This is a genomic window from uncultured Haliea sp. (assembly GCF_963973825.1).
GTDB lineage: Bacteria > Pseudomonadota > Gammaproteobacteria > Pseudomonadales > Halieaceae > Haliea.
Window position 1 is genome coordinate 22,991 of record NZ_CAXBAE010000003.1, and the last position, 19,129, is coordinate 42,119.

The 19,129-nt window shown below is 63.5% G+C and carries 18 protein-coding genes; 5 read left to right on the plus strand and 13 right to left on the minus strand.

What is annotated here, in order from left to right; translation table 11 throughout:
- Nucleotides 1-963 carry a D-glycerate dehydrogenase gene (locus AACZ17_RS04820; RefSeq protein WP_290740329.1) on the minus strand — a complete coding sequence of 321 codons (963 nt, stop codon included), beginning with the start codon at nt 961-963 and terminating at the stop codon, nt 1-3.
- Nucleotides 964-1,182: 219 nt separating this feature from the next.
- Between AACZ17_RS04820 and AACZ17_RS04825 the strand changes: the two genes are divergently transcribed.
- Nucleotides 1,183-1,875 carry a cupin domain-containing protein gene (locus AACZ17_RS04825; RefSeq protein ID WP_290740332.1) on the plus strand — a complete coding sequence of 231 codons (693 nt, stop codon included), beginning with the start codon at nt 1,183-1,185 and terminating at the stop codon, nt 1,873-1,875.
- Nucleotides 1,876-1,939: 64 nt separating this feature from the next.
- Here the strand turns inward: AACZ17_RS04825 and AACZ17_RS04830 are convergent, their stop codons facing one another.
- From AACZ17_RS04830 to AACZ17_RS04840, 3 genes are read right to left on the minus strand one after another with little or no spacing between them, the layout of a single operon-like run.
- Nucleotides 1,940-2,704 (minus strand): SDR family oxidoreductase, encoded by a 765-nt coding sequence (locus AACZ17_RS04830; RefSeq protein WP_290740336.1) that lies wholly within the window; start codon nt 2,702-2,704, stop codon nt 1,940-1,942.
- Nucleotides 2,685-3,899, minus strand: coding sequence for an MFS transporter (locus tag AACZ17_RS04835; RefSeq protein ID WP_290740339.1), 1,215 nt, complete (start codon nt 3,897-3,899; stop codon nt 2,685-2,687). Before AACZ17_RS04835 ends, AACZ17_RS04830 begins: the two co-directional genes overlap by 20 nt.
- Nucleotides 3,900-3,942: 43 nt before the next feature.
- Entirely contained in the window at nt 3,943-4,506 is a 564-nt protein-coding gene (locus tag AACZ17_RS04840) for a UbiX family flavin prenyltransferase (protein ID WP_290740341.1), read from the minus strand.
- A 127-nt stretch (nt 4,507-4,633) separates the two neighbouring features.
- Between AACZ17_RS04840 and AACZ17_RS04845 the strand changes: the two genes are divergently transcribed.
- Nucleotides 4,634-5,140 carry a GNAT family N-acetyltransferase gene (locus tag AACZ17_RS04845; RefSeq protein ID WP_290740344.1) on the plus strand — a complete coding sequence of 169 codons (507 nt, stop codon included), beginning with the start codon at nt 4,634-4,636 and terminating at the stop codon, nt 5,138-5,140.
- Here the strand turns inward: AACZ17_RS04845 and AACZ17_RS04850 are convergent.
- From AACZ17_RS04850 to AACZ17_RS04885, 8 genes are all read right to left on the minus strand, one after another.
- On the minus strand, nt 5,137-7,260 hold the full coding sequence (locus AACZ17_RS04850) for a TonB-dependent receptor (RefSeq protein ID WP_290740347.1): 2,124 nt from the start codon (nt 7,258-7,260) through the stop codon (nt 5,137-5,139). The genes AACZ17_RS04845 and AACZ17_RS04850 overlap by 4 nt on opposite strands.
- 35 nt (nt 7,261-7,295) lie before the next feature.
- Entirely contained in the window at nt 7,296-7,595 is a 300-nt protein-coding gene (locus AACZ17_RS04855) for a hypothetical protein (protein WP_290740350.1), read from the minus strand.
- Between the two features lie 63 nt (nt 7,596-7,658).
- The gene (locus AACZ17_RS04860) at nt 7,659-8,480 is read right to left on the minus strand and encodes a YbaY family lipoprotein (protein ID WP_290740352.1); all 822 of its coding nucleotides are present in this window, start codon (nt 8,478-8,480) and stop codon (nt 7,659-7,661) included.
- Nucleotides 8,477-8,860 carry a nuclear transport factor 2 family protein gene (locus tag AACZ17_RS04865; RefSeq protein ID WP_290740354.1) on the minus strand — a complete coding sequence of 128 codons (384 nt, stop codon included), beginning with the start codon at nt 8,858-8,860 and terminating at the stop codon, nt 8,477-8,479. Before AACZ17_RS04865 ends, AACZ17_RS04860 begins: the two co-directional genes overlap by 4 nt.
- A gap of 69 nt (nt 8,861-8,929) precedes the next feature.
- Nucleotides 8,930-9,796, minus strand: coding sequence for an alpha/beta hydrolase (locus tag AACZ17_RS04870; protein ID WP_290740356.1), 867 nt, complete (start codon nt 9,794-9,796; stop codon nt 8,930-8,932).
- A 4-nt stretch (nt 9,797-9,800) separates the two neighbouring features.
- Nucleotides 9,801-11,354, minus strand: a complete 1,554-nt coding sequence (locus AACZ17_RS04875; protein WP_290740358.1) for an AMP-binding protein — start codon at nt 11,352-11,354, stop codon at nt 9,801-9,803.
- A 61-nt stretch (nt 11,355-11,415) separates the two neighbouring features.
- Nucleotides 11,416-13,665 carry a TonB-dependent receptor gene (locus tag AACZ17_RS04880; RefSeq protein ID WP_290740361.1) on the minus strand — a complete coding sequence of 750 codons (2,250 nt, stop codon included), beginning with the start codon at nt 13,663-13,665 and terminating at the stop codon, nt 11,416-11,418.
- A gap of 121 nt (nt 13,666-13,786) precedes the next feature.
- A complete protein-coding gene (locus AACZ17_RS04885; protein ID WP_290740364.1) occupies nt 13,787-15,235 on the minus strand; it encodes a sodium:solute symporter family protein in 1,449 nt (482 codons plus the stop codon).
- A 125-nt stretch (nt 15,236-15,360) separates the two neighbouring features.
- Between AACZ17_RS04885 and AACZ17_RS04890 the strand changes: the two genes are divergently transcribed.
- Nucleotides 15,361-16,017 (plus strand): TetR/AcrR family transcriptional regulator, encoded by a 657-nt coding sequence (locus AACZ17_RS04890; protein WP_290740367.1) that lies wholly within the window; start codon nt 15,361-15,363, stop codon nt 16,015-16,017.
- Between the two features lie 55 nt (nt 16,018-16,072).
- On the plus strand, nt 16,073-17,134 hold the full coding sequence (locus tag AACZ17_RS04895) for a mechanosensitive ion channel domain-containing protein (RefSeq protein WP_290740369.1): 1,062 nt from the start codon (nt 16,073-16,075) through the stop codon (nt 17,132-17,134).
- A 9-nt stretch (nt 17,135-17,143) separates the two neighbouring features.
- Here the strand turns inward: AACZ17_RS04895 and AACZ17_RS04900 are convergent, their stop codons facing one another.
- Nucleotides 17,144-17,482, minus strand: a complete 339-nt coding sequence (locus AACZ17_RS04900) for a hypothetical protein (RefSeq protein WP_290740372.1) — start codon at nt 17,480-17,482, stop codon at nt 17,144-17,146.
- Between the two features lie 176 nt (nt 17,483-17,658).
- On the opposite strand from AACZ17_RS04900, the gene AACZ17_RS04905 reads away from it, so the two are divergent.
- Nucleotides 17,659-19,119, plus strand: coding sequence for a coniferyl aldehyde dehydrogenase (locus AACZ17_RS04905; RefSeq protein WP_290740375.1), 1,461 nt, complete (start codon nt 17,659-17,661; stop codon nt 19,117-19,119).
- Nucleotides 19,120-19,129 lie beyond the last annotated feature (10 nt).

A 19,129-nucleotide genomic window follows, 5' to 3' on the forward strand; every position in this document is an offset into this window, starting at 1 on the left:
TCAGCGCGCGTAGACCTCGGGGTTGGCACAGTGTGGCATCGGCTCACCCCGCAGCGCCGCGATGGCGTTGGCAGCGGCGATATCCGCCATGCGCGCCCGGGTGCGTGCGGTGGCGCTGCCGATGTGTGGCGTCAGCACGACGTTGGGCAGGGACAGCAGCGGGTTGTCAACGGGCACCGGCTCTTCCGCGAAGACATCGATACCCGCCGCATAGAGGCGGCCGCTGGACAACGCCGCCGCCAGCGCCTGTTCATCGACGATGCCGCCGCGGGCGGTGTTTATCAGCACCGCGCCGGGCTTCATCGCGGCGATACGCGAGGTGTCGAGCAAGCCCTGTGTTTCGGGTGCCAGCGCCAGATGCACCGAGAGAAAGTCGCTCTCGGCCAGCACGCTTTCCAGGCTCTGCAGCCGCACGCCGGGAACCTCCTTCTGTGTGCGGTTCCAGGCAATCACACGCATGCCAAAGGCCTGTGCGCGGCGCGCTACCGCCTGGCCAATCTCACCGAGGCCCACCAGACCGAGGGTGGCGCCGCCCACGTCCTTGCCGGTAAAGAAATCCGGTGACCAGCGGTTTTCCCGGCGCCATTCTCCCTGCCGCACAAAGCGGTCGGCCTCCGATACGCGCCGAGCCGCGGCCAGCAACAGGGCAAATGCCGTGTCGGCCGTCGTCTCCACCAGCACGCCGGGTGTGTGACCCAGGGGTATACCCCGGGCGGTCAGGGCCTGCACGTCAATGTGATCGACACCGACTGACATGGAGGACACAAAACGCAGTCCCGGCAGCGACTCAATGAGCTCGCGATCAATGCGGTCAGTGAGCAGACAGACAACGCCGTCGCAATCGGACAACTCCTCGCGCAAACCCGACGCCGGCAGCAGGCCGGGGCCCAGCCAGACATTGACATCGCACAGTCCGGACAGCTGGTGGATCACCTCGCCGGGGAGCTCGTGGGTTACAAACACTTTCTTTTCCATAGGTTGAGCATACCGCAAAGACTGTGACAGAAAACAGCGCGGCGGCGTCCTGTCGGGGAACACCAGCCTGTCCGGACGGCCTGTCCCGACACAAACAGGGTTTGTGTCCGCCGGCAATCCGATTATCATACGCCAAGGAACCACGTCCTCCCGATGCAGTCGAACAGCCTGCCGGCGCACATCCCCCTACTGCTTACAGGTAACAAGATGCCCGATAACCGCGTTGCCCTGAATGGCGACCTCTCCCTGCGTACCGTGGTAGACCCGGGCACCCTGGAGTGGACGCCCAGCCCCGGAGGACACGTGCTGCGCAAACGCCTGCACCGGCTAGGCCAGGCGGAGTCCGGACAGGTAACCTCACTGGTTCGCTACGAGGCCGGGGCGAGTTTTCCCGCGCACGATCATCCACAGGGTGAAGAAATCCTCGTGCTGGAAGGCGTGTTTTCGGATGAACACGGCGACTGGCCCGCAGGCAGCTACCTGCTCAACCCCGAGGGCTTCAGGCATGCGCCGTTTTCACGTGACGGCTGCCTGCTCTTCGTGAAGCTGCGCCAGTTCCCGGGCGCGGACCGCGAACATGTCGCCATCGCCACGCAGAACACCCCATGGCAGCCATCGATCCGCAAGAACACCAGTTGGAAGAAGCTCTACGCCCAGGAACCCTACACCGATTTCATGCGCCTGGAGAGCTGGGACGAGCCGTCCGCCATCGGCCAGATCAACTTTCCCCAGGGTGCTGAAATCCTGGTACTGCGCGGCAGCTTCGCGGACGATTACGGGCACTACGGCACCCACTCCTGGCTGCGCATTCCCGCAGGCGGTGCGATCAACCCCAGCAGCAACGACTACTGCGAGCTGTACATCAAAGAGGGCGGCTTTACTTACCTGCGCAGCGCGTAACGCCGCCTGGCAGCCTGTCGGACCCAGGCTCATCTGCTGCGGATGCCCTGAGTCCGACAGGCTGCTAGATCGTCAGGCCACCGTCCACCACAATGCATTCGCCGTTGGTGTAGCTGGCGGCATCAGACACCAGGTAGAGCACGGCTCCGGCCATCTCTTCCGGCTCCGCGTGGCGTTGCAGGGGAATCTTCTCAATGGCCGCCTGGTAGATGTCCTCATTGCTGAACAGCGCACCGGCGAACTTCGTCTTGGTCAGGCCCGGCAGCAACGCATTGCAGCGAATACCCAGAGGCCCGCACTCCTTGGCGAACACCTGCGTCATGTTGACCACAGCGGCCTTGGTGATCGAGTAGATGCCCTGCAGGGGGCCAGGCTGCAATGCATTGACCGAGGCCGTGTTGACGATGGCCCCCTTGCCCTGCTCGCGCATCAGCTTCCCGGCCTCGATGGACATGAAGAAGTAACCGCGAATGTTCACGTCGACGGTCTTCTGGAAGGCACCCAGGTCGGTGTCCAGCACATGTCCGAAGTAGGGGTTGGTGGCGCCGTTGTTGATACAGATATCGAGGCGCCCGTGCGCGTTGCGGATGTGGGCGAAGAGGGCCTGGATGTCACCCATGTCGCCCACATTGCAGGCGTGGGCCTCGGCGCTGCCACCGGCCTCACGTATGGCGTCGGCTACCGGCTGGCAGCCCTCCAGCTTGCGGCTCGACACGATAACATGCGCGCCCTGCTCTGCCAGCAGGCGGGCAATAGCCTCGCCAATACCGCGGCTGGCGCCACTTACCAGCGCGATGCGCCCATTCAGGTCAAACAGTCGGGTAGTCATGAGAAGGTGTGTCCTCCGTTGATGATGCGTGTGGAACAAGGGGGGCTGGATGCGGGCTCAGCGCCCAGGCCAGATACAGGCTGACCAGCACGATGCAGCCCAACCAGGCCCCGGTGTAGCCAAAGGCCGCGAGGTTGCCGCCGGCCAGCAGTGGGCCGACCACGCGGCCCCAGGACGCAGCGGAAGCGGTGGTACCCAGCATTTGTCCGCGCAGGTCCGCCGGTGTGCGATGGCTGGTAATCGTGTTCAGCAGCGGCATGCACAATGTCGAGCCTGACATGGCAATGTACACGGCAGCCAGCATGAGGGGCATACCGCCAGCCAGCACCGCCAGACAGAGGCCGGCCATGAAGGCGGCAACCGACAGACGCAGGAGCTGCCACTCGCCCAACAGACGCACCAGCGTGCCCAGCAACCCCCCCTGCAGCAGCACCATGATGGCACCCTGCACGCCGAACACCAGCCCGACCTCCCGCGCGCCCCAGCCCAGCATATCGCCCAGCCACAGCGGAACCAGATACGTCACCGAGCTGATCGCCGCGGCGTGCAGCACATATTGCAGCACCAGCAGGCGATTGCCTGTTGCGCGCAGCATCGCCCGGGTCGACTGCCGCGACCCGTCGCGATGTGCCTGCCGGTGGGCGGCGCGGCGCTGGGCCGTCACCGACTCCGGCAGAAACAGACCCGCAGCAAGGATCGCAAGCATCGACATACAGCCCGCCACCAGGCAGGGCAGGGTAAAACTGCCACTGTTCCCCGCCAGCAGACCACCCAGCAAGGGCCCCAGAACGAGGCCCAGGCCAAACGCCGCGCCGATCATCCCCATCCCCTTGGCCCGTTTTTCCGGCGCGGTGATGTCACTCATCATCGCCGAGGCAACGCCAAGATTGCCCGCCATGATGCCGGCGAAGGCGCGTGCGGCAAATATCATCCACAGCTCGCTGGCGAGGGCGAGCATGACATAGGAGGCTGCCGCGCCCGCAAGACAGATCATGATGACCGGCTTGCGGCCACGACGATCCGACAGGCGCCCCCAGAAGGGGCCGGATATACCGGCGAACACGGCATAGGTGACGATAATCAGGGCAATATCGATCTTCGTCGCGCCCAGCTGCGGCGACAGGAAGGGCAAAATCGGGATAACGATGCCGAATCCGATCAGGTCGAGCAGCACCACGCCGAACAGAATGGGCATCAGGCCGCCACGGCCGGTTGCGGGCGCGATGTGTGCAAGGCGTTCACTCGCCCTGCCAGCGCCTGACCTGCCCCGAATCGATATCGAACAAGTCCAGCAGTCGACCCACTGTCTGGGTGACCATGGCATCAAGGGACTCCGGTTGCGCATAAAACGCCGGCACCGGCGGTGCGATTACCGCACCCATTTCCGACAGCTGGGTCAGTGTGCGCAGGTGCCCGGTGTGCAGAGGCGTTTCACGCACAACCAGTACCAGCCTGCGGCGCTCCTTGAGCACCACGTCCGCCGCCCGGGTCAGCAGTGTTGAGGTCACGCCGGTGGCGATCTCTGCCATGGTGCGCACCGAACACGGCGCTATGAGCATACCGCCCGTGCGAAAGGAGCCGCTGGCAATGGAGGCGCCGACGTTGCGAATGGGGTGGACCTCTGTGGCCAGTGCCTTGATCTCATCCAGGGACATGTCCAGCTCGTGGTGCAGCGTGAGCTCTGCAGACTTGGTGATCACCAGGTGCGTCTCGACACCACAGTCGCGCAGCATGGCCAGTGCACGTACCCCATAAACGATGCCCGAGGCGCCGCTGATGCCGACGATGATCCGCTGTGCCATGCTCTGCCCTGCCGCGCCGAAAGACCTCGCACTTTACCAGCACGGCGCTGTGATTTCACTGTCGCAGGGCGCCCCTGGGGCAGCTGTAGTACCCTTGTCGACTCTATTGCCGAGGGATTCCCGCGCCATGCTGCATACGCCGCGACTGCTGATCGACCCGCTCACTGAAGACGATGCGCCCTTCATGCTGGCCTTGCTGAACGACCCCGATTTCATCCTGCACATCGCCGACCGCGGCGTGCGCAGCGTGGACCAGGCGCGCCAGTACCTGCGTGACGGACCGCTGCGGAGCTATCGGGAGAACGGCTTCGGCCTCTGGGCGGTACGACCAGCGGCGGGGGGTGAGCCCCTGGGCATCTGCGGACTGGTGAAGCGTGCGACCCTGGCCAATGCGGATATCGGTTATGCCTTCCTGCCCGCAGCCCGCGGTCGCGGGTTGGCACTGGAATCGGCGCGTGCGGTGCTGGACCATGCCAAAGACGGGCTCGGACTGCGCAGGCTGCTGGCAATCGTCACCCCCGGGAACCAGCCCTCACGCCAGTTGCTGGAAAGTCTCGGCTTCGCGTATGAGTCGATGATCCAGCTCACACCCGAGGCCGAGAACCTGTGCCTGTACGCCTGGGAAACGCCCTAGAAGCGGTAGCGCACTCCCGCCTCGACGGAGCGCCCCGCCTCCGGCGACACATCGCGCAGGAAGGAGGTGCTCAGGCGGATCTCCTCATCCCCCAGATTGCGTGCCGCAAGGAACAGGGTGAGTTCCGAATCGCCCAGGGACAGGCGATAGTCGGCTCCCAGGTCCCAGCGCGTGTAACCGGCGGTCGGCTCCTCGTTCGGGCCCGGGCGATTCTGGCTTCCGGCGTCCTGCACCCGGGTCCAGAGTTCCAGCACCTCCGTGGACCAACTCAGGCGACCGCCGATGCGGTGTGGCGGCAGACGCGGCACGTCGTCACCGTTGTCCAGCTCGCCGCGTATCACATCACCGAACAGACCCAGTCGCACATCGCCGCCGACAACGGTACCGAGCCCAAACTCCGCGTTCACCTCTATACCGTAGAATTTGGCGTCGCTCTGCACATAGGCCAGCACAGGGAGTTCGTCCACTTCCGCGCCGGTATTCATCAGCGTGATGTAGTCGCTGAAGTCATTGTGGAACACGGTAACCTCGAGGTCCTTGTTGCCGTTGTGCCAGTGCAGCGAGAGATCCACGTTGTTCGAAACCTCCGTGTCGAGATCCGGATCGCCCAGCTCAATCGCCGCCGTCGCCGCGTGCGCTACCCAGTTTTCCGGACCAGTGCCATCGACATTGGAGAACAGCTCTTCAATCGACGGCGCGCGCTCTGACCGCGCCAGGAAGAGGCGCAGCTGCCAATCCGGTGTGACGTTGAAAATCGCCGAGCCGGATGCGCTGATGGCGGTGAAGTCGCGCTTGCCTGCGGTTTGCGCTGCGGGGTCACGCTCATCCCGGTCCACGCGCAGACCCGCTTCGAACAGCCAGTGCTCAGTGCGGTAGTCCTCGATCAGAAACAGGCCGAGGTCCGTGCTGTCGGTGACCGGGATAAATGCTTCCTCACCCAGAGCGCTGAACTCACCACTGCGCGCCTGCAGGCCAATTGCGCCGCGCAGCCCCGCCACCTCGGCATGCACCATCTCCACCCGGGTCTCCCAGGTTTCATTGCTGTACAAGGTGCCTACCTCACCGCCACCTTCAATTTCCGCGTGCTCATAGTCGGTGTAGGTCAGTGTGCTGCGCAGGGACTCAAAGCCGGGCAGCGGCTCGCTGAGCTCGAACACCAGGTCATAGCGGGTCTGCTCGACATCGAGTTTGATGCCGCCCTCTTCCTCCTCGTGCCCCTCATGATCGTGATCATCGTGCTCCATATCGTCATCGTGATCATGTTCATCGTCTTCATGGTCGTGATGTTCGTGCGCGCCAGCCGGGATACCGTATTGGTTTTCCAGCCTGGCTACGGCAAGGCCGACCAGGCCGCGGTCAAAATGGTAACTCGCACCCAGGGTCACATTGCGCGTGCGGCCCCCGGTGTTGTCAACGTAGCCGCTGGTCGTCTCCTCCTCCCCGTGCTCCTCGTCGTGATCGTCGTGATCGTCGTGGTCGTCGTGATCGTCATCCACGCCCCTGGCAGCCAGGCCCGGGATACGCAGGTTGTTCCAGTCGCGATAGAGTGCGTCCAGGTGGAACGCAAAATCACCCGTACCTCCGTCGAGGCGCAGTACCGAGGTATCCATGTCGGATGCGCCATCGTGGCGCAGCTCAACGCCACCCTCGACCCCCTCGACACGCGATCTCGGCACGCGGTTGTCAATCACGTTCACAACGCCGCCGATGGCGCCGGCGCCGTACAGCAGGGTTGCGGGGCCACGCAACACCTCAATGCTGTCCGCCAGCATGGGTTCAACGGATACCGCGTGGTCAGCGCTCACGGCGGAGGCATCGGCGCTACTGGTGCCGTTCTGCAGCACCGTAACCCGGGGGCCCTGCTGGCCGCGAATGACCGGCTGACCGACGCCGGGGCCAAAGGAGGCGTTAGCCAGGCCGGGGATGTCGCCCAGGGTGTCGCCAATGGTCGCGCGCGCGCTGCGGCTGAGGTCTTCGCCCGTCAGCACCGTCACCGGCAGGGCGGTCTCCGCTTCCTGTTTGCTCAAGGGGGCTGATACCAGCACATGTTCAATCGGCAGCGACTGCGCCGCCGCATTTGCACTGGCCACAGCCAGGGCAAGAGGCATGAAACGTTTCATGAACTACTCCTGAAAATAGAAAAAGGGATTTTCTGTCAGGAGTACTGCGGGGGCCCTCGGGCCTGGAGCGGAAGGTAGCGGGGAGCGATGTGCACGGGGCGCAGCGCGGCGATAACGCAGCCCGCCAGCACCAGGAACAGCGGCAGTGACGGAGCCGCCGACAGGGCGGCTGGCGCCGAGGACTTGCAGAGCAGGCACTCCGCCTGTACGTCTGCACTGCCGTGGGCGTGGCTGGCCTCCAGTACCTGCACACCGCTCAGACACAGCAGCGCCAGCAACGCGATCAGGCGCGCGGTGCGTCGGGCTCGTGCTGTCAGTGCGAACTGGAACGCCATGAGACTGTTACAAATCCAGGGTGGCGCGAGTATAAACGCAGTGATCGGTCCAGGCCATCGTTATTACCCGGCGTCGGCGCTGTCATCAAGCGGCTGGAACACTGCCACCGTTGCGGCACCCACCTTCAGCTGCAGGCGACTGTCCATCAGGCTGAAGCCGTCAACGCTGCGCAGCGTCGACAGGTAGCGCTCCTCCAGATCTGCGCCCTCCATGCAGGCCATGCGGGTGACCGCCAGCTGCCCCAGCGCCAGCACGCCGGAGGCCAGCGTATACGGCCCGGTATAGCGGTTGCAGCCCGAAAAGCCGGCCACACGGGACTCCGCCTCATCAATCACCAGCGTCAGGGGTTTGCCCCCGGCACCTGTATCGGCGGGCTCACCGTGCAGCGAAAGCAGCTGCCACTGCCCCGCAGGCAGAACGCTCGCTGCAGCGGTCGGTGCCGGAGCGCTGCGGGGCACCCGCACCAACACGATTTCCGGCGCACCCTCGGCAAAAGCATCGACGAAGGTGTCCGAGGTGAACATCAGGCGCCCCTCATGGCGTACGGTGGCACGCAGGCCATAGCGGTGCCGCGGATCCAGTGCCGTCGGGTCGTAGCTGATACGGAAGGGCCAGGGCGGCGCGGTTGCGGTCGCCTGTGTCACCACAGCCAGCACAGTGGCCGGCGCATCGGCGCGCGACACATCCTCCAGCTGAATCTCCAGCTGGGCGTCCGGCGGCAGCATCATGCGCTCGCGGTACAGCACGGACCCTTCAATGACGCCCGCAGCCTGCTCCATCGCCCCGTCTCCTGTCTGCTGCCCGCAGCCGGCAAGCGCCCCGGCGAACAGGCATGTGACCGCCAGCACAGCACCTCGTGCAACCGCCCTCGCAGTGTTCTTCATGCCGATAAGGTCTCCAGCATTGCCGCCATTTTTGCATGCAGCAGGTTTACGCCCTTGAGCGGCCGCACCATCACCTTGAACTCGATGATCAGGCCCTCCGGATTTACCGTGATGATATCGACCCCGTTGATGGTGATGCCGTCAATGTCACACACAAACTCCAGCACCGCATGCGGCGCTGCCACCACTTCCTTGACGTAGCGAAAGCTGTCGTTGAATACGGACATGGCACCGGTGAGGTACAGCTGTGTGAGGTCGCGCCCCGCCTGCGGACGATGCACCACGGGCGACCAGAACACGCAGTCCTCAGCCAGGATTTCCGCGAGCCCGGAGGGATCTCCGCTGCGCACAATGTCATGCCAACGTGCCAGTACCTGCATACCTGAACCTTGCCCTGTGTCCATCCTGCCAACCATGCCACCAAGCTGGCGTTCTGTCCACGTCTGGGGTCAGGCGGGCATAGCGAGGAAGGCGTCGATGGCGGCGCGTGCGTCGGGTTCATCCAGTGTTGGCGCGTGACCCCGGTTGGCGATCTCGGCGACGACCAGGTCGGGTTTGCGCGCGCGCATGGCGGCAAGCCCGGCCGCGGACAGAATATCTGAATGCGCTCCCCGCAATACCAGCACCGGCAGGGCGGACAGGGCGCCGAACACCGGCCAGAGATCAGGGGGCACGGCGTTTTCGTCGGCGGCGGTCAACGGCGTCGAGATCGCGGGATCATAGGCGAGCTCAAGGCCCCCACCCTGGGCCCGGGGGCGATAGAGTCCCCGGGCGAAGTGCAGCCAGTCCTCCGGCGAAAAGTCGGGGAACGCAGCACCATTGATGGCGCGGGTCTGCGCCACGGCGGCCGCCCAGTCCGCAACAGGCTCGGCCTTGCCGACATAGGCCTTGATGCGCGCCAGGCCCGCGGGGTCGACTTCCGGACCGATATCATTGAGTACGATCGCGCTGACCCGTGCAGGCTGCATCGCCGCCATCAGCATTGCCATCAGCCCACCCATGGAAGTGCCCACCAGAACAGCGCAGGGTATCGCCTGGCTGTCCAGCAAACGGAACATGTCCTGCACGTAGGTCAGGGGCTGGTAGCGAGTCGGATCAGGGTCGTAGTCGGATCGGCCGCGGCCACGCTGGTCGGCAACCAGCACACGGTAGCGTTGCGCCAGGTGTGGAGCGAGGCCGGCAAAGTCCGCGGCGTTGCGGGTCAGGCCGTGCATGCAGAGTGCCACGGGCGCATCGCCGTCAGGGCCGGCGTAGTCGCGCGCGTACAGTGTCAAACCATCGTCGCTACGATACCAGAGGTCGTCAAATCCACTCACAGGCTCACTCCGCAAACTGCAGCCGCAATTCCCGCTTCAGTATCTTGCCATTGGGGTTGCGCGGCAAGGCGTCTATATATTTCAGGTCAGCGAGGCGCTGCTGCTTGCCCAGCCGCGCGTTGGCCCAGGCCAGCAGTTCGTCTTCGGCCACTGCCGACCCCTGCGCGGGGACCACCAGCGCCAGCGGGGACTCACCCCAGCGCGCGCTCGGCACGCCGATAACCGCGACATCACTGACAGCGGGGTGTTGTACCAGCACCGCCTCGATATCCTGGGGGTAGATATTCTGTCCACCGGAGAGAATCATGTCCTTCTTCCGGTCCACGATGTACAGGAAGCCCTCTGCGTCCACGTAGCCGATATCTCCGGAGCGCAGCCATTGACGCCCGTGTGCATCGATGTACTGCGCCTCGGCGTTGGCATCCTCCCGGCGCCAGTACCCGGGCATGCTGATGCGACCGCGGGAGACAATCTCGCCGGACACACCGTGCGGCAGCTCCCGGTTCTGCTCGTCGACGATCCGCAGATCTGTTCCGATCAGCGGCCGCCCCACCGACGCCCATCGACCTTCGGCGTCCTCCGGGTCGAGGGTGGTAATGATGCCCTCGGTAAGCCCGTACAGCTCGATAATGCCGCAGGGAAAATGGGCAAAGATATCGCGCTTCAGCCCTTCACGCAGCGGCGAACCGCAACTCATCATGGCCTGCAGACTGCTCACATCGCCACCGTGCGCCTGCAGGTATTCCACCACCCGCTGGAACTGGATGGGCACCATGGCGGTGTGCGTGATGCGCTCACTGGCCGCCGTGGCGACGAAGGCGGCAGGGTCAAAACGCTCATGCAACACCAGGGTGCCGCCGGCCAGAACCGTGCAAAGCATGGCCACCCAGGAGATATTCGAATACAGGCCGATGGTTAGCAGGGTCCGCGCGGCACCGTGATAGCGCAAGGCAATGGCCAGGTCGTAGGCCCAGTCCCGCCGGGTGCGCTGGGTATGCAGAATGCCCTTGGGCAGCCCGGTCGTACCGGAGCTGTAGATGATGTTCAGAGGCGCATCGGGGTCCAGCGCGCGCACGGCATCCGGCAAGGTATCGGGCTGCCCGGCACAGAGCACGTCCAGGGCCTCCCAGGCCCCATCACCCGGACCACTGGTGACGGTGACACAGAGCGCATCCGGCAACTGCTGCAGCAACGGTGTCAGCCGCGGTTGCTGGTCCGCCGAAACCACCAGCGCGCGGATACCCGCGTCCACCAGCATGGCGACCAGCGCCTCGTCGCTAACCGAGAGGTTTATCGGCACGGATACGGCACCGGCCGCCAGGCTGCCGAACAGCACCTGCACCATCGGCAATCCATTGGACATCACCACGCCCACGCGGTCACCGGGCGCGATACCGCGGCTTGCCAACGCGTGTGCAAAGCGATGATTGGACGCCGTGAAAGCGCGCCAGTCGAGCGTGGTGTCACCGCAGATGACTGCCGGTCTGGGCGCACGCCACTGGCCGTGCAGCGCAAGAATTTCCGGCAACAAGGGCACCGGGGCCTCAAATCCAGTCACAGTGTCTATCCCTGTCATGCTGGCAAACGCCCCGGCGCACGGCCGGGGCAGCGCGCTGGCTCTAGAAACGGTATTCCACTGTTGCCGTCAGCGTGCGCGGGGGGGCATAGAACACGGTGGTGTTGTTTTCCAGGCCCAGGGTCGAAGGACAGCCACCTTCGCCGAAACAGTACCCGGCTGTCTTGATATCCTCGTCACCGAGGTTCTTGCCATGCAAGCCTACCAGCCACTGTTCGTCACCGCTCATCCAGACCAGGCTGGCGTTGATCACGTCGTAGGCTTCCTGGTCGATCACAGGGACCGGCGCCTCGAACTGCGTGACATCACCCTTGTAGGACCAGTTCAGCTTGGCGGTCAGGTCGCCCGCTGCGAAATCCGTAGTGTAGGTAACGCCGAGATACAACATCTCCTCCGGTGTGTTCTGCACCGCGCGCTGATCGGCAACGTTCACGCCGTTCAGCAGCCACTCCTTGATTTCTGCGTCGAGCAGGCTCATCGCCAGTTGTACGCTGAAGTGTTCGCTCAGCAATACGTTGCCTTCCACTTCGATGCCGGAGATTTCCGCCTGGCCGGCGTTGGTGACCGTACCGACAAAGCCGTCATTGACGCCGTCACCGTCGCTGTCCACGCCCACCGAGCCGGGAATCTGCATGTCCTGGTAGTCGCTGTAGAACACGGCGATATTGGTGAGGGCACGACCATCCAGCCAGGTGGTTTTCAGGCCCAGTTCCCAGGAGTCCAGCGTTTCGGGGTCAAAGCCGCGCTCGACCTCAGGGGTGGCGAAGTTGGCGCCGCGGGGATCGAAGCTGCCAGCCTTCCAGCCCTGGCTGTAGCTGCCATAGACCGTGGTGTCATCATTGATGGTGTAGCTCAGGTTTACCCGTGGCGAGAAGTCGGTGTAGGTTTTCTCGGCCTCGTAGTCACTGGTCGTCGCCAGCAACAGGGCGGTGTCATTACCGAAGAACGGCGAGCCGAAGCCGAGGTAGGTGCCGCGGAAAATATCCGCGGTGCGCTTGTCTTCGGTGTAGCGGCCGCCCAGCGACAGCGCCAGCGCGTCGGTCAGGCGGTAGGTTACATCCGCAAACACGGACCAGGCCTCGGTGTCCACGGTGCCGCCGGTGTAGGCGGTCACCGGGCCGATCTGGCCCAGTACCACGTCGAAGTCGTTGGAGGCTGTGGCGTCGAGGTAGTAGAAGCCGGCCACCGCATTCCAGCGATCGGCGTTGTACAGCAGCTGGAACTCCTGGCTGAACTGCTCGTTGTCGTAGATAACCGGGGCGTCAAAGTCGATGACCTCCAGGCCGTCGAAGTCGATCACGGACTCCGTGTAGTCCTCGCGCCAGGCGCTGATTGATCGCAGCGTCGTGGTGTCGCTCAGGTTCCAGTCCACCGACAGCATGGCGCCTTCGCCATCGATTTCGTTGTTGCCATTGATACCGGCAGTGGCGACGGAATCCTGCGCGCCGGCAGTGGTATCGTAGCGGTCAGACAGCACCGGCACACCACTAACCGCGGAGGGGAAAGGACGGTAGCCCGCCACTGGATTGGTCTTGTCGTTCAGCTTGTCATAGGCCAGGCGCACCAGCCAGTTTTCGCTGGGCAACCACTCGGCACTGGCGCGCCAGGCGAACAGGTCCTTGTCGTAGTGTTCGTCGCCAGTGGTCAGGTTCTCCCCGTAGCCGTCCCGGGTGAGGGAGGCAACCGTCGCGCCCACGCGGAAAGTATCGGTAACCGGGGTTGAGGCGGTACCCACGAGGTCGAGCTGGCCATAGCTGCCATAGGATGCCTTCAGGCGCACATCCGTTTCGTCGCTGAGGCGGCGGGTGACATACTTGATCGCCCCGCCAACCGCATTGCGGCCATACAGCGTGCCCTGGGGCCCGCGCAGTACTTCCACCCGCTCCACATCGTAGATATCCAGCAGCGCGCCCTGCGGACGCGCGATGTAGACATCATCGAGGTACAGTGCCACACCCTGTTCAAAGCCGGCGAGGGGGTCCTGCTGGCCGACGCCGCGAATGAAGGCCGTCAGTGTGGTGCTGGTCGCCCGCGAAGGTTCCAGCGTGACGCTGGGAATGATCTGCGCCAGTTCGCTGATATCGGAGGCGCCGCGCAAACGCAGGGCATCGCCGGACAGGGCGGTAACCGCGATCGGGACATCCTGCAGATTTTCCGCGCGGCGACGGGCGGTGACAACCACCTCCTCCAGAGCCAGGGCAGGACCGTCCTGCGCCTGAACAGTAGACAGGGGCAGTGCGGAGGCCAGGGAAACGGCGAGCGCGACAGCGGAGCGCGGAGCAAATGCTTTCATGAGGTTCACCTTGTTCGTTATTTTATCGTTTGTCCTGAACCGCCTGTGCCAGCGGCTCAACACTTGTTGAATTACGCGTGAAACATATTCAACGTTTGTTGAAATGTCAAGCGCGATCATCTCATTCCGTCGCGGCGCCTGCATGCCGGGGGCGCTCCCGGGTGCACCAGAGCCCCAGCAGCCCGTAGGTCAGGGAGAGCAGGATCGCGTAGCTTGCGGACACCGCCGGGTTGACCACCGCACCTGACAGGTTCAGCAGCAAATGCCCGCCGAGGCCAATCAGCGCGGCGCCCACCACCACCCACAGCGGTATGTGACGACGCACCAGCACGCCGAACAGCACCGGCACCAGGGACGCGGCCGCCAGCCCGTAAACGCCTTTCTGCGCAAACAGCCCAATCAGGGGCGGCGGATTCCAGGCCAGCACAACGGCAAGCAGGCCCACGGCCACCAACACGTAGCGCGACAGGGCGAGCGCGTTGTAACGCTCTCCGTACAGTGGCTGCACGATGTCGTTGACGACCATCGCCGAAAGCGACACCAGTATGCCGTCCAGTGTGCTCATACCCGCCGCGAGCAGCGTGAGGAAAATGAACACCAGGACATACTCACCCCACAACGATGCACCGAACTCGAACAGCAGGTATTCACGCACCACCGTGTCCTGCTCGGGAATATCGAGTCCCGCCAGGCGCGCATAGAAACCGATCATCAACATCAGGGTAAAGATGCTGCCGACGACCACGGTGGTGGCAATGAACTTGCCGATGTCGCGCTCGCTGCGCAGATACAGCACTTTGGTCAGGATGTGGGGTTGCAGCATGAGGGCAAAGGTCACCACAAAGCCGCTGACAAACACCGAAAAGAAGTCCGAGTAAAGGTCACTGCCCGCATTGAACGCATCGGCATAGCCGCTTCCCACGGCGCGCAGCGCTGCCAGCGGTGCGTCGCCAAAGTACTTCCAGCCCTGCACCACGAGGATCACGGTGATGGCCAGCATCATGACGCCCTGCAGCGTATTGGTATAGGCGTGTGCATAGGTTCCGCCCATCAACACGTAGGCGAAAACAAACAACAGCACGAGAACCAGCGCGGTTTTCTGATCCACCGGGAACAGGCCGGTGAGCAGCAGGCTGCACCCCACCAGAATGAGCACCACAAAGGTGATCGACAGGAGATTGATGAAAGCGAAAAACAGGCTGAAACCGCGATGGTTATAGCGGTAGAAGATCCACTGGGGGATGGTCAGGGCGTTGTGACTTTCGCCGAGGCGCAAAAAGCCCCGGGTCAGCACCAGAAACGCGCTCAGAATTCCCAGCGAACCGGCAAGGCCGTAATGCAGGTAGGCACTCAGGCCGTGGCTGTACACAAACCCGGGGTTGATCACGAAAGTGGCTGTGGACGCGATGGATGCGGCGAGCGTGATCCCGATCAGGTAGGGGTTCATGTCCTTGTTGCCGATGGAAAACCCGCGAATATCCCGGGTTCGGCGCATACCTACCCAGGACAGCCAGAACACCAGAATCACATAGGCGAGGGACATGGCGTACTTGAACAGTTCGGGTGTCATGGGCGCGGTCTCGCTGCTTCGTATTATTGGAGTGCGCCCGATTCTGACGAAAGCCCGACCGCATTTCAACAAGCGTTGAAAAATATTCTATGCTATTGTCCCCGCGATTCAGGGCGGATTCCTGCATGACGAAATCCCGGCAAGCACCAAAACGAGAGCGCATTCTGGATGTCGCCGAAGAACTGTTCGCCCTGCGCGGCTACGACGGCGTTACCCTGCGCCAGATTGCCAAGGACGCCGGCGTTGATGTCGCCCTCGCCAGCTACCACTTTGGCAAGAAGCTGGACCTGTTCAACGCGGTTTTCGAGCGCCGCGCCGCACATTTGAACAGTGCCCGGCTGGATGCGCTGAAAGCCTGCCAGGCCTCGGCCGGCGCCGCGGGACCCAGCGTCGAACAGATTATCGAAGCTTTCCTGCGCCCCCTGGAACTGGCCCAGGAAACCGGTGACCCGGGCTGGCAGAACTACCTCGCACTGATTGCCTACATCAACAACTCTCCCTACTGGGGCCCACGCATGATGTCCAAGCTGTTCGACAGCCTGGTAAGTGCCTTCATTGCGGCGCTGCGCGATGCGCTGCCCGGCGCTCGCGACGAAGACATCTACTGGTGCTACCACAACCTGTCCGGCGCACTCACCCTGACGCTGGCGCAGACCGGGCGCATCGACAAGCTCTCCGGCGGCAAGTGCCGGTCAGCAGACTTCCAGGCTGCCTACGATCATATGATTCCCTTTGTCGCCGCAGGCTTTCGCGAAGTCTGCGGGCGCTCGACTGCCCGGTGACAGGGGCCGCAGGATGGCAGGGAATACAGCACCGTAGACGCAGCGAGGCCGGACCATGATGCAATGGCTTGAAACCGCGATAGCCCTGTTCCCGGCGGGGGTGGTCGTCGTCCTGACCGCGGCGTTGATAGCGGCCGGCTACTGGCTGGCGAAGCGCCAGGACCAGGGCACCGAGACCCTGCTGTTCCAGCTCGGCGTGTGGCTGACAGGCTCCGCCGGCATCATTGCCTGTGTGGTCGTACTGCCGATCAGCGATGAGACCCAGGGACAGGTTCTCGGCTTGCTGGGTGTGCTGCTCACCGCGGTGATCGCGCTCTCCTCCACCACGTTCGTAGCCAACGCCATGGCGGGGATCATGTTGCAGACCACGCAACCCTTCCGCCCGGGCGACTACCTGCGGGTGGGGGAGCAGTTTGGTCGGGTCACCCGGCGCTCGCTGATCAACACCCAGTTACAGACCGAAATGCGCGACATCACGACACTGCCGAACATGTTGCTGGTGGCGAACCCGATCACCGTCATGCACCGCGACGGCACCATCATCTCCGCGGAGGTGTCATTGGGCTACGACATACCCTACACCGACGTTCAGGACCTGTTGTTACAGGCTGCGGAAAGCGCCGGCCTCAGCGACCCTTTCGTCCTGCTGCTTGAACTGCTGGATCACGCCGTGCTGTACCGGGTTTGCGGCTTCCTGACCGAAAGCAAGACGCCACTCACGGCGCGGTCCAATCTGCGCAAGAACATGCTGGAGCAGTTGCACGGACACGGCATCGAGATCGTCTCGCCGAGTTTCGTCAACCAGCGCCGGCAGGACCCGGCCAGCAAGGTCATTCCCGCCACGCCGGTGATGCATGCCGGCACTCCCCGCAGTGCTGAGGCCGCTCCCGAGGAGCGCATATTCGACAAGGCGGAGGAGGCCGCCTCACTGCAGGAGTTGAAGGATGAACGCGGCGCTACGCGGGAGGCGCTGGCCACCGCCATAGACCGGCGCGATGCCGCGGCAGACGAGCAGAAACCTGCGCTGGAGGAGGAAATTCGTCAACTGGAACTGCGTGATGCCTGGCTGCAGGAGCGCATTGGGCAGGAGGAGAAAGCGAAGGACAAGACGTCGTAGCAGCGCGGGTCAGAGATCCACCTCGCGCTGAAAGTCACGCTCTATCCGTTGTTGCTGCTCAAAGCGGGATACACCGTTGAGACGTACGCTGTCGCGCATGCGCTGCTGGAACCGCTGCCGACGGTAATCCGCCACCAGCCGCGGAAAGCGCTCCGGCTCCAGCTCCCCGGCAATCAACGCCTCAATGAACGCAATATCAATACCCACGCGATAGGCAATACGGCTGGGGCGGATCTTGTGGGCATGGAATTCCGCGACAATGTGCAGCTGCTGCTCCCTGCTGTAATGGCACAGCCGCGAGTAGCCGTAGGGGGGCGATGGAGTCCGCGTGTCAGTATCTCTATTCATGGGCGTGTTGTAACAGGCGTCCCGCACTTTGCCAAGCCCGGACAGCCGCAAGTGGCGCTACTGTCCGGCTTGCGTCAGGCTGTGGTGGCCACAATAAACCCGCCGCTGCGGTTATCATTGTCCCCCGGGCCTTCTATACTTAAGGCCTGTGCCAGGCCCATTAAAGGATAAGAACCATGAATGCACCACAGAATATTGGATCCATAGAGGACATCGAACAGCGCATGCAGCAGGTTCTTGATGCGCAGCGCCAGGACTACCTGCGCGAGGGAGAGGTCACTGCCGAGACCCGCATCGACCGCATCGACCGCGGTATTGACGTGCTGCTCAAGTACCAGGACAAGGTGGTCGACGCGCTGAACACCGATTTCAGCTGCCGCGCCCGCGAGGTCAGCCTGCTGACCGACGTTGCCGCCTCGGTCACGCCCCTCAAGCATGCGCGCAAACACCTGCGCAAGTGGATGAAGCCAAAGCGGCGGCCCACCATGTTCCCGCTCAACCTGCTCGGCGGGCGCTCCCGCATCGAATACCAGCCACTGGGTGTGGTCGGTGTCATTTCGCCCTGGAACTTCCCGGTTAACCTGACCTTTGGACCGCTGGCCGGCATACTCGCCGCAGGCAATCGCGCCTTGGTCAAGCCCTCGGAGTTCACTCCCGCCACCAGCGAAGTGATGGCCGAAATGATCGCCGAAGCCTGGGATGAAAAGGAAGTTGCCGTGTTCACCGGGGGGCCGGAAGTCGGCCAGGCCTTTTCCGGGCTGGCCTTCGACCATCTGTTGTTTACCGGCGCCACATCGGTCGCGCGGCACATCATGGCCGCGGCCGCACGTAATCTGGTGCCGGTGACGCTGGAACTGGGTGGCAAGTCTCCGGTAATCATCTCCCGCAGCGCCGATATTGAGAAAAGCCTCGAACGCATCATGCTCGGCAAAACCCTGAATGCGGGACAGATCTGCCTGGCACCGGATTACCTGATGGTGCCCGAGGAGAAACTGGACGAGGTGATTGCCGCCGCCCAGAAGGCCGTAGGCGCCATGTATCCCACCATTCTCGATAATCCCGAGTACACCGCGGTCGTCAATGCGCGCCACTACGAGCGACTGACGGGGTACCTCCGTGAAGCCGAGGAGCGCGGGGTAAAAACGATTCCGATCAACCCGGCCGGCGAGAACTTTGCATCAGGTGAAGGCAGCCGCAAGATTCCACCCACACTGATTCCGCAGCCAGCGGAAGACCTGAAAGTCATGCAGGAGGAGCTGTTCGGCCCCCTGCTGCCGATTCGCACCTACAAGGACTTCAACGAAACCATCGATTACGTCAACGCGCATCCCAGGCCCCTGGCCGCCTATTATTTCGGGCAGGACAAGAGCGAGGAACGCGCGGTGCTGACGCGTACCACCTCCGGCGGTGCCTGCATCAACGATGTCATCATGCACATCATGCAGGAGGAACTCCCTTTCGGTGGCGTGGGCCCGAGCGGCATGGGTGCCTACCACGGCGAGGAGGGGTTCCGCACCTTCAGCCACGCCAAGTCGATCTATCGCCAGGCGGGCGTCAATGTGGGCAAGCTCGGCGGCATGCTGCCGCCCTATGGTAAAGCCACGGAGAAAACCATCAGCATGCAGGTCAAGAAGTAGCCGGCAGGGC

What these genes read in the sequence shown, in the direction of transcription:
- AACZ17_RS04825 (WP_290740332.1), top strand. Translation starts at nt 1,183, where the DNA reads ATGCCCGATAACCGCGTTGCCCTGAATGGCGACCTCTCCCTGCGTACC.
- AACZ17_RS04830 (WP_290740336.1), bottom strand. Translation starts at nt 2,704, where the DNA reads ATGACTACCCGACTGTTTGACCTGAATGGGCGCATCGCGCTGGTAAGT.
- AACZ17_RS04835 (WP_290740339.1), bottom strand. Translation starts at nt 3,899, where the DNA reads ATGCCCATTCTGTTCGGCGTGGTGCTGCTCGACCTGATCGGATTCGGC.
- AACZ17_RS04840 (WP_290740341.1), bottom strand. Translation starts at nt 4,506, where the DNA reads ATGGCACAGCGGATCATCGTCGGCATCAGCGGCGCCTCGGGCATCGTT.
- AACZ17_RS04845 (WP_290740344.1), top strand. Translation starts at nt 4,634, where the DNA reads ATGCTGCATACGCCGCGACTGCTGATCGACCCGCTCACTGAAGACGAT.
- AACZ17_RS04850 (WP_290740347.1), bottom strand. Translation starts at nt 7,260, where the DNA reads ATGAAACGTTTCATGCCTCTTGCCCTGGCTGTGGCCAGTGCAAATGCG.
- AACZ17_RS04855 (WP_290740350.1), bottom strand. Translation starts at nt 7,595, where the DNA reads ATGGCGTTCCAGTTCGCACTGACAGCACGAGCCCGACGCACCGCGCGC.
- AACZ17_RS04860 (WP_290740352.1), bottom strand. Translation starts at nt 8,480, where the DNA reads ATGAAGAACACTGCGAGGGCGGTTGCACGAGGTGCTGTGCTGGCGGTC.
- AACZ17_RS04865 (WP_290740354.1), bottom strand. Translation starts at nt 8,860, where the DNA reads ATGCAGGTACTGGCACGTTGGCATGACATTGTGCGCAGCGGAGATCCC.
- AACZ17_RS04880 (WP_290740361.1), bottom strand. Translation starts at nt 13,665, where the DNA reads ATGAAAGCATTTGCTCCGCGCTCCGCTGTCGCGCTCGCCGTTTCCCTG.
- AACZ17_RS04885 (WP_290740364.1), bottom strand. Translation starts at nt 15,235, where the DNA reads ATGACACCCGAACTGTTCAAGTACGCCATGTCCCTCGCCTATGTGATT.
- AACZ17_RS04890 (WP_290740367.1), top strand. Translation starts at nt 15,361, where the DNA reads ATGACGAAATCCCGGCAAGCACCAAAACGAGAGCGCATTCTGGATGTC.
- AACZ17_RS04895 (WP_290740369.1), top strand. Translation starts at nt 16,073, where the DNA reads ATGATGCAATGGCTTGAAACCGCGATAGCCCTGTTCCCGGCGGGGGTG.
- AACZ17_RS04900 (WP_290740372.1), bottom strand. Translation starts at nt 17,482, where the DNA reads ATGAATAGAGATACTGACACGCGGACTCCATCGCCCCCCTACGGCTAC.
- AACZ17_RS04905 (WP_290740375.1), top strand. Translation starts at nt 17,659, where the DNA reads ATGAATGCACCACAGAATATTGGATCCATAGAGGACATCGAACAGCGC.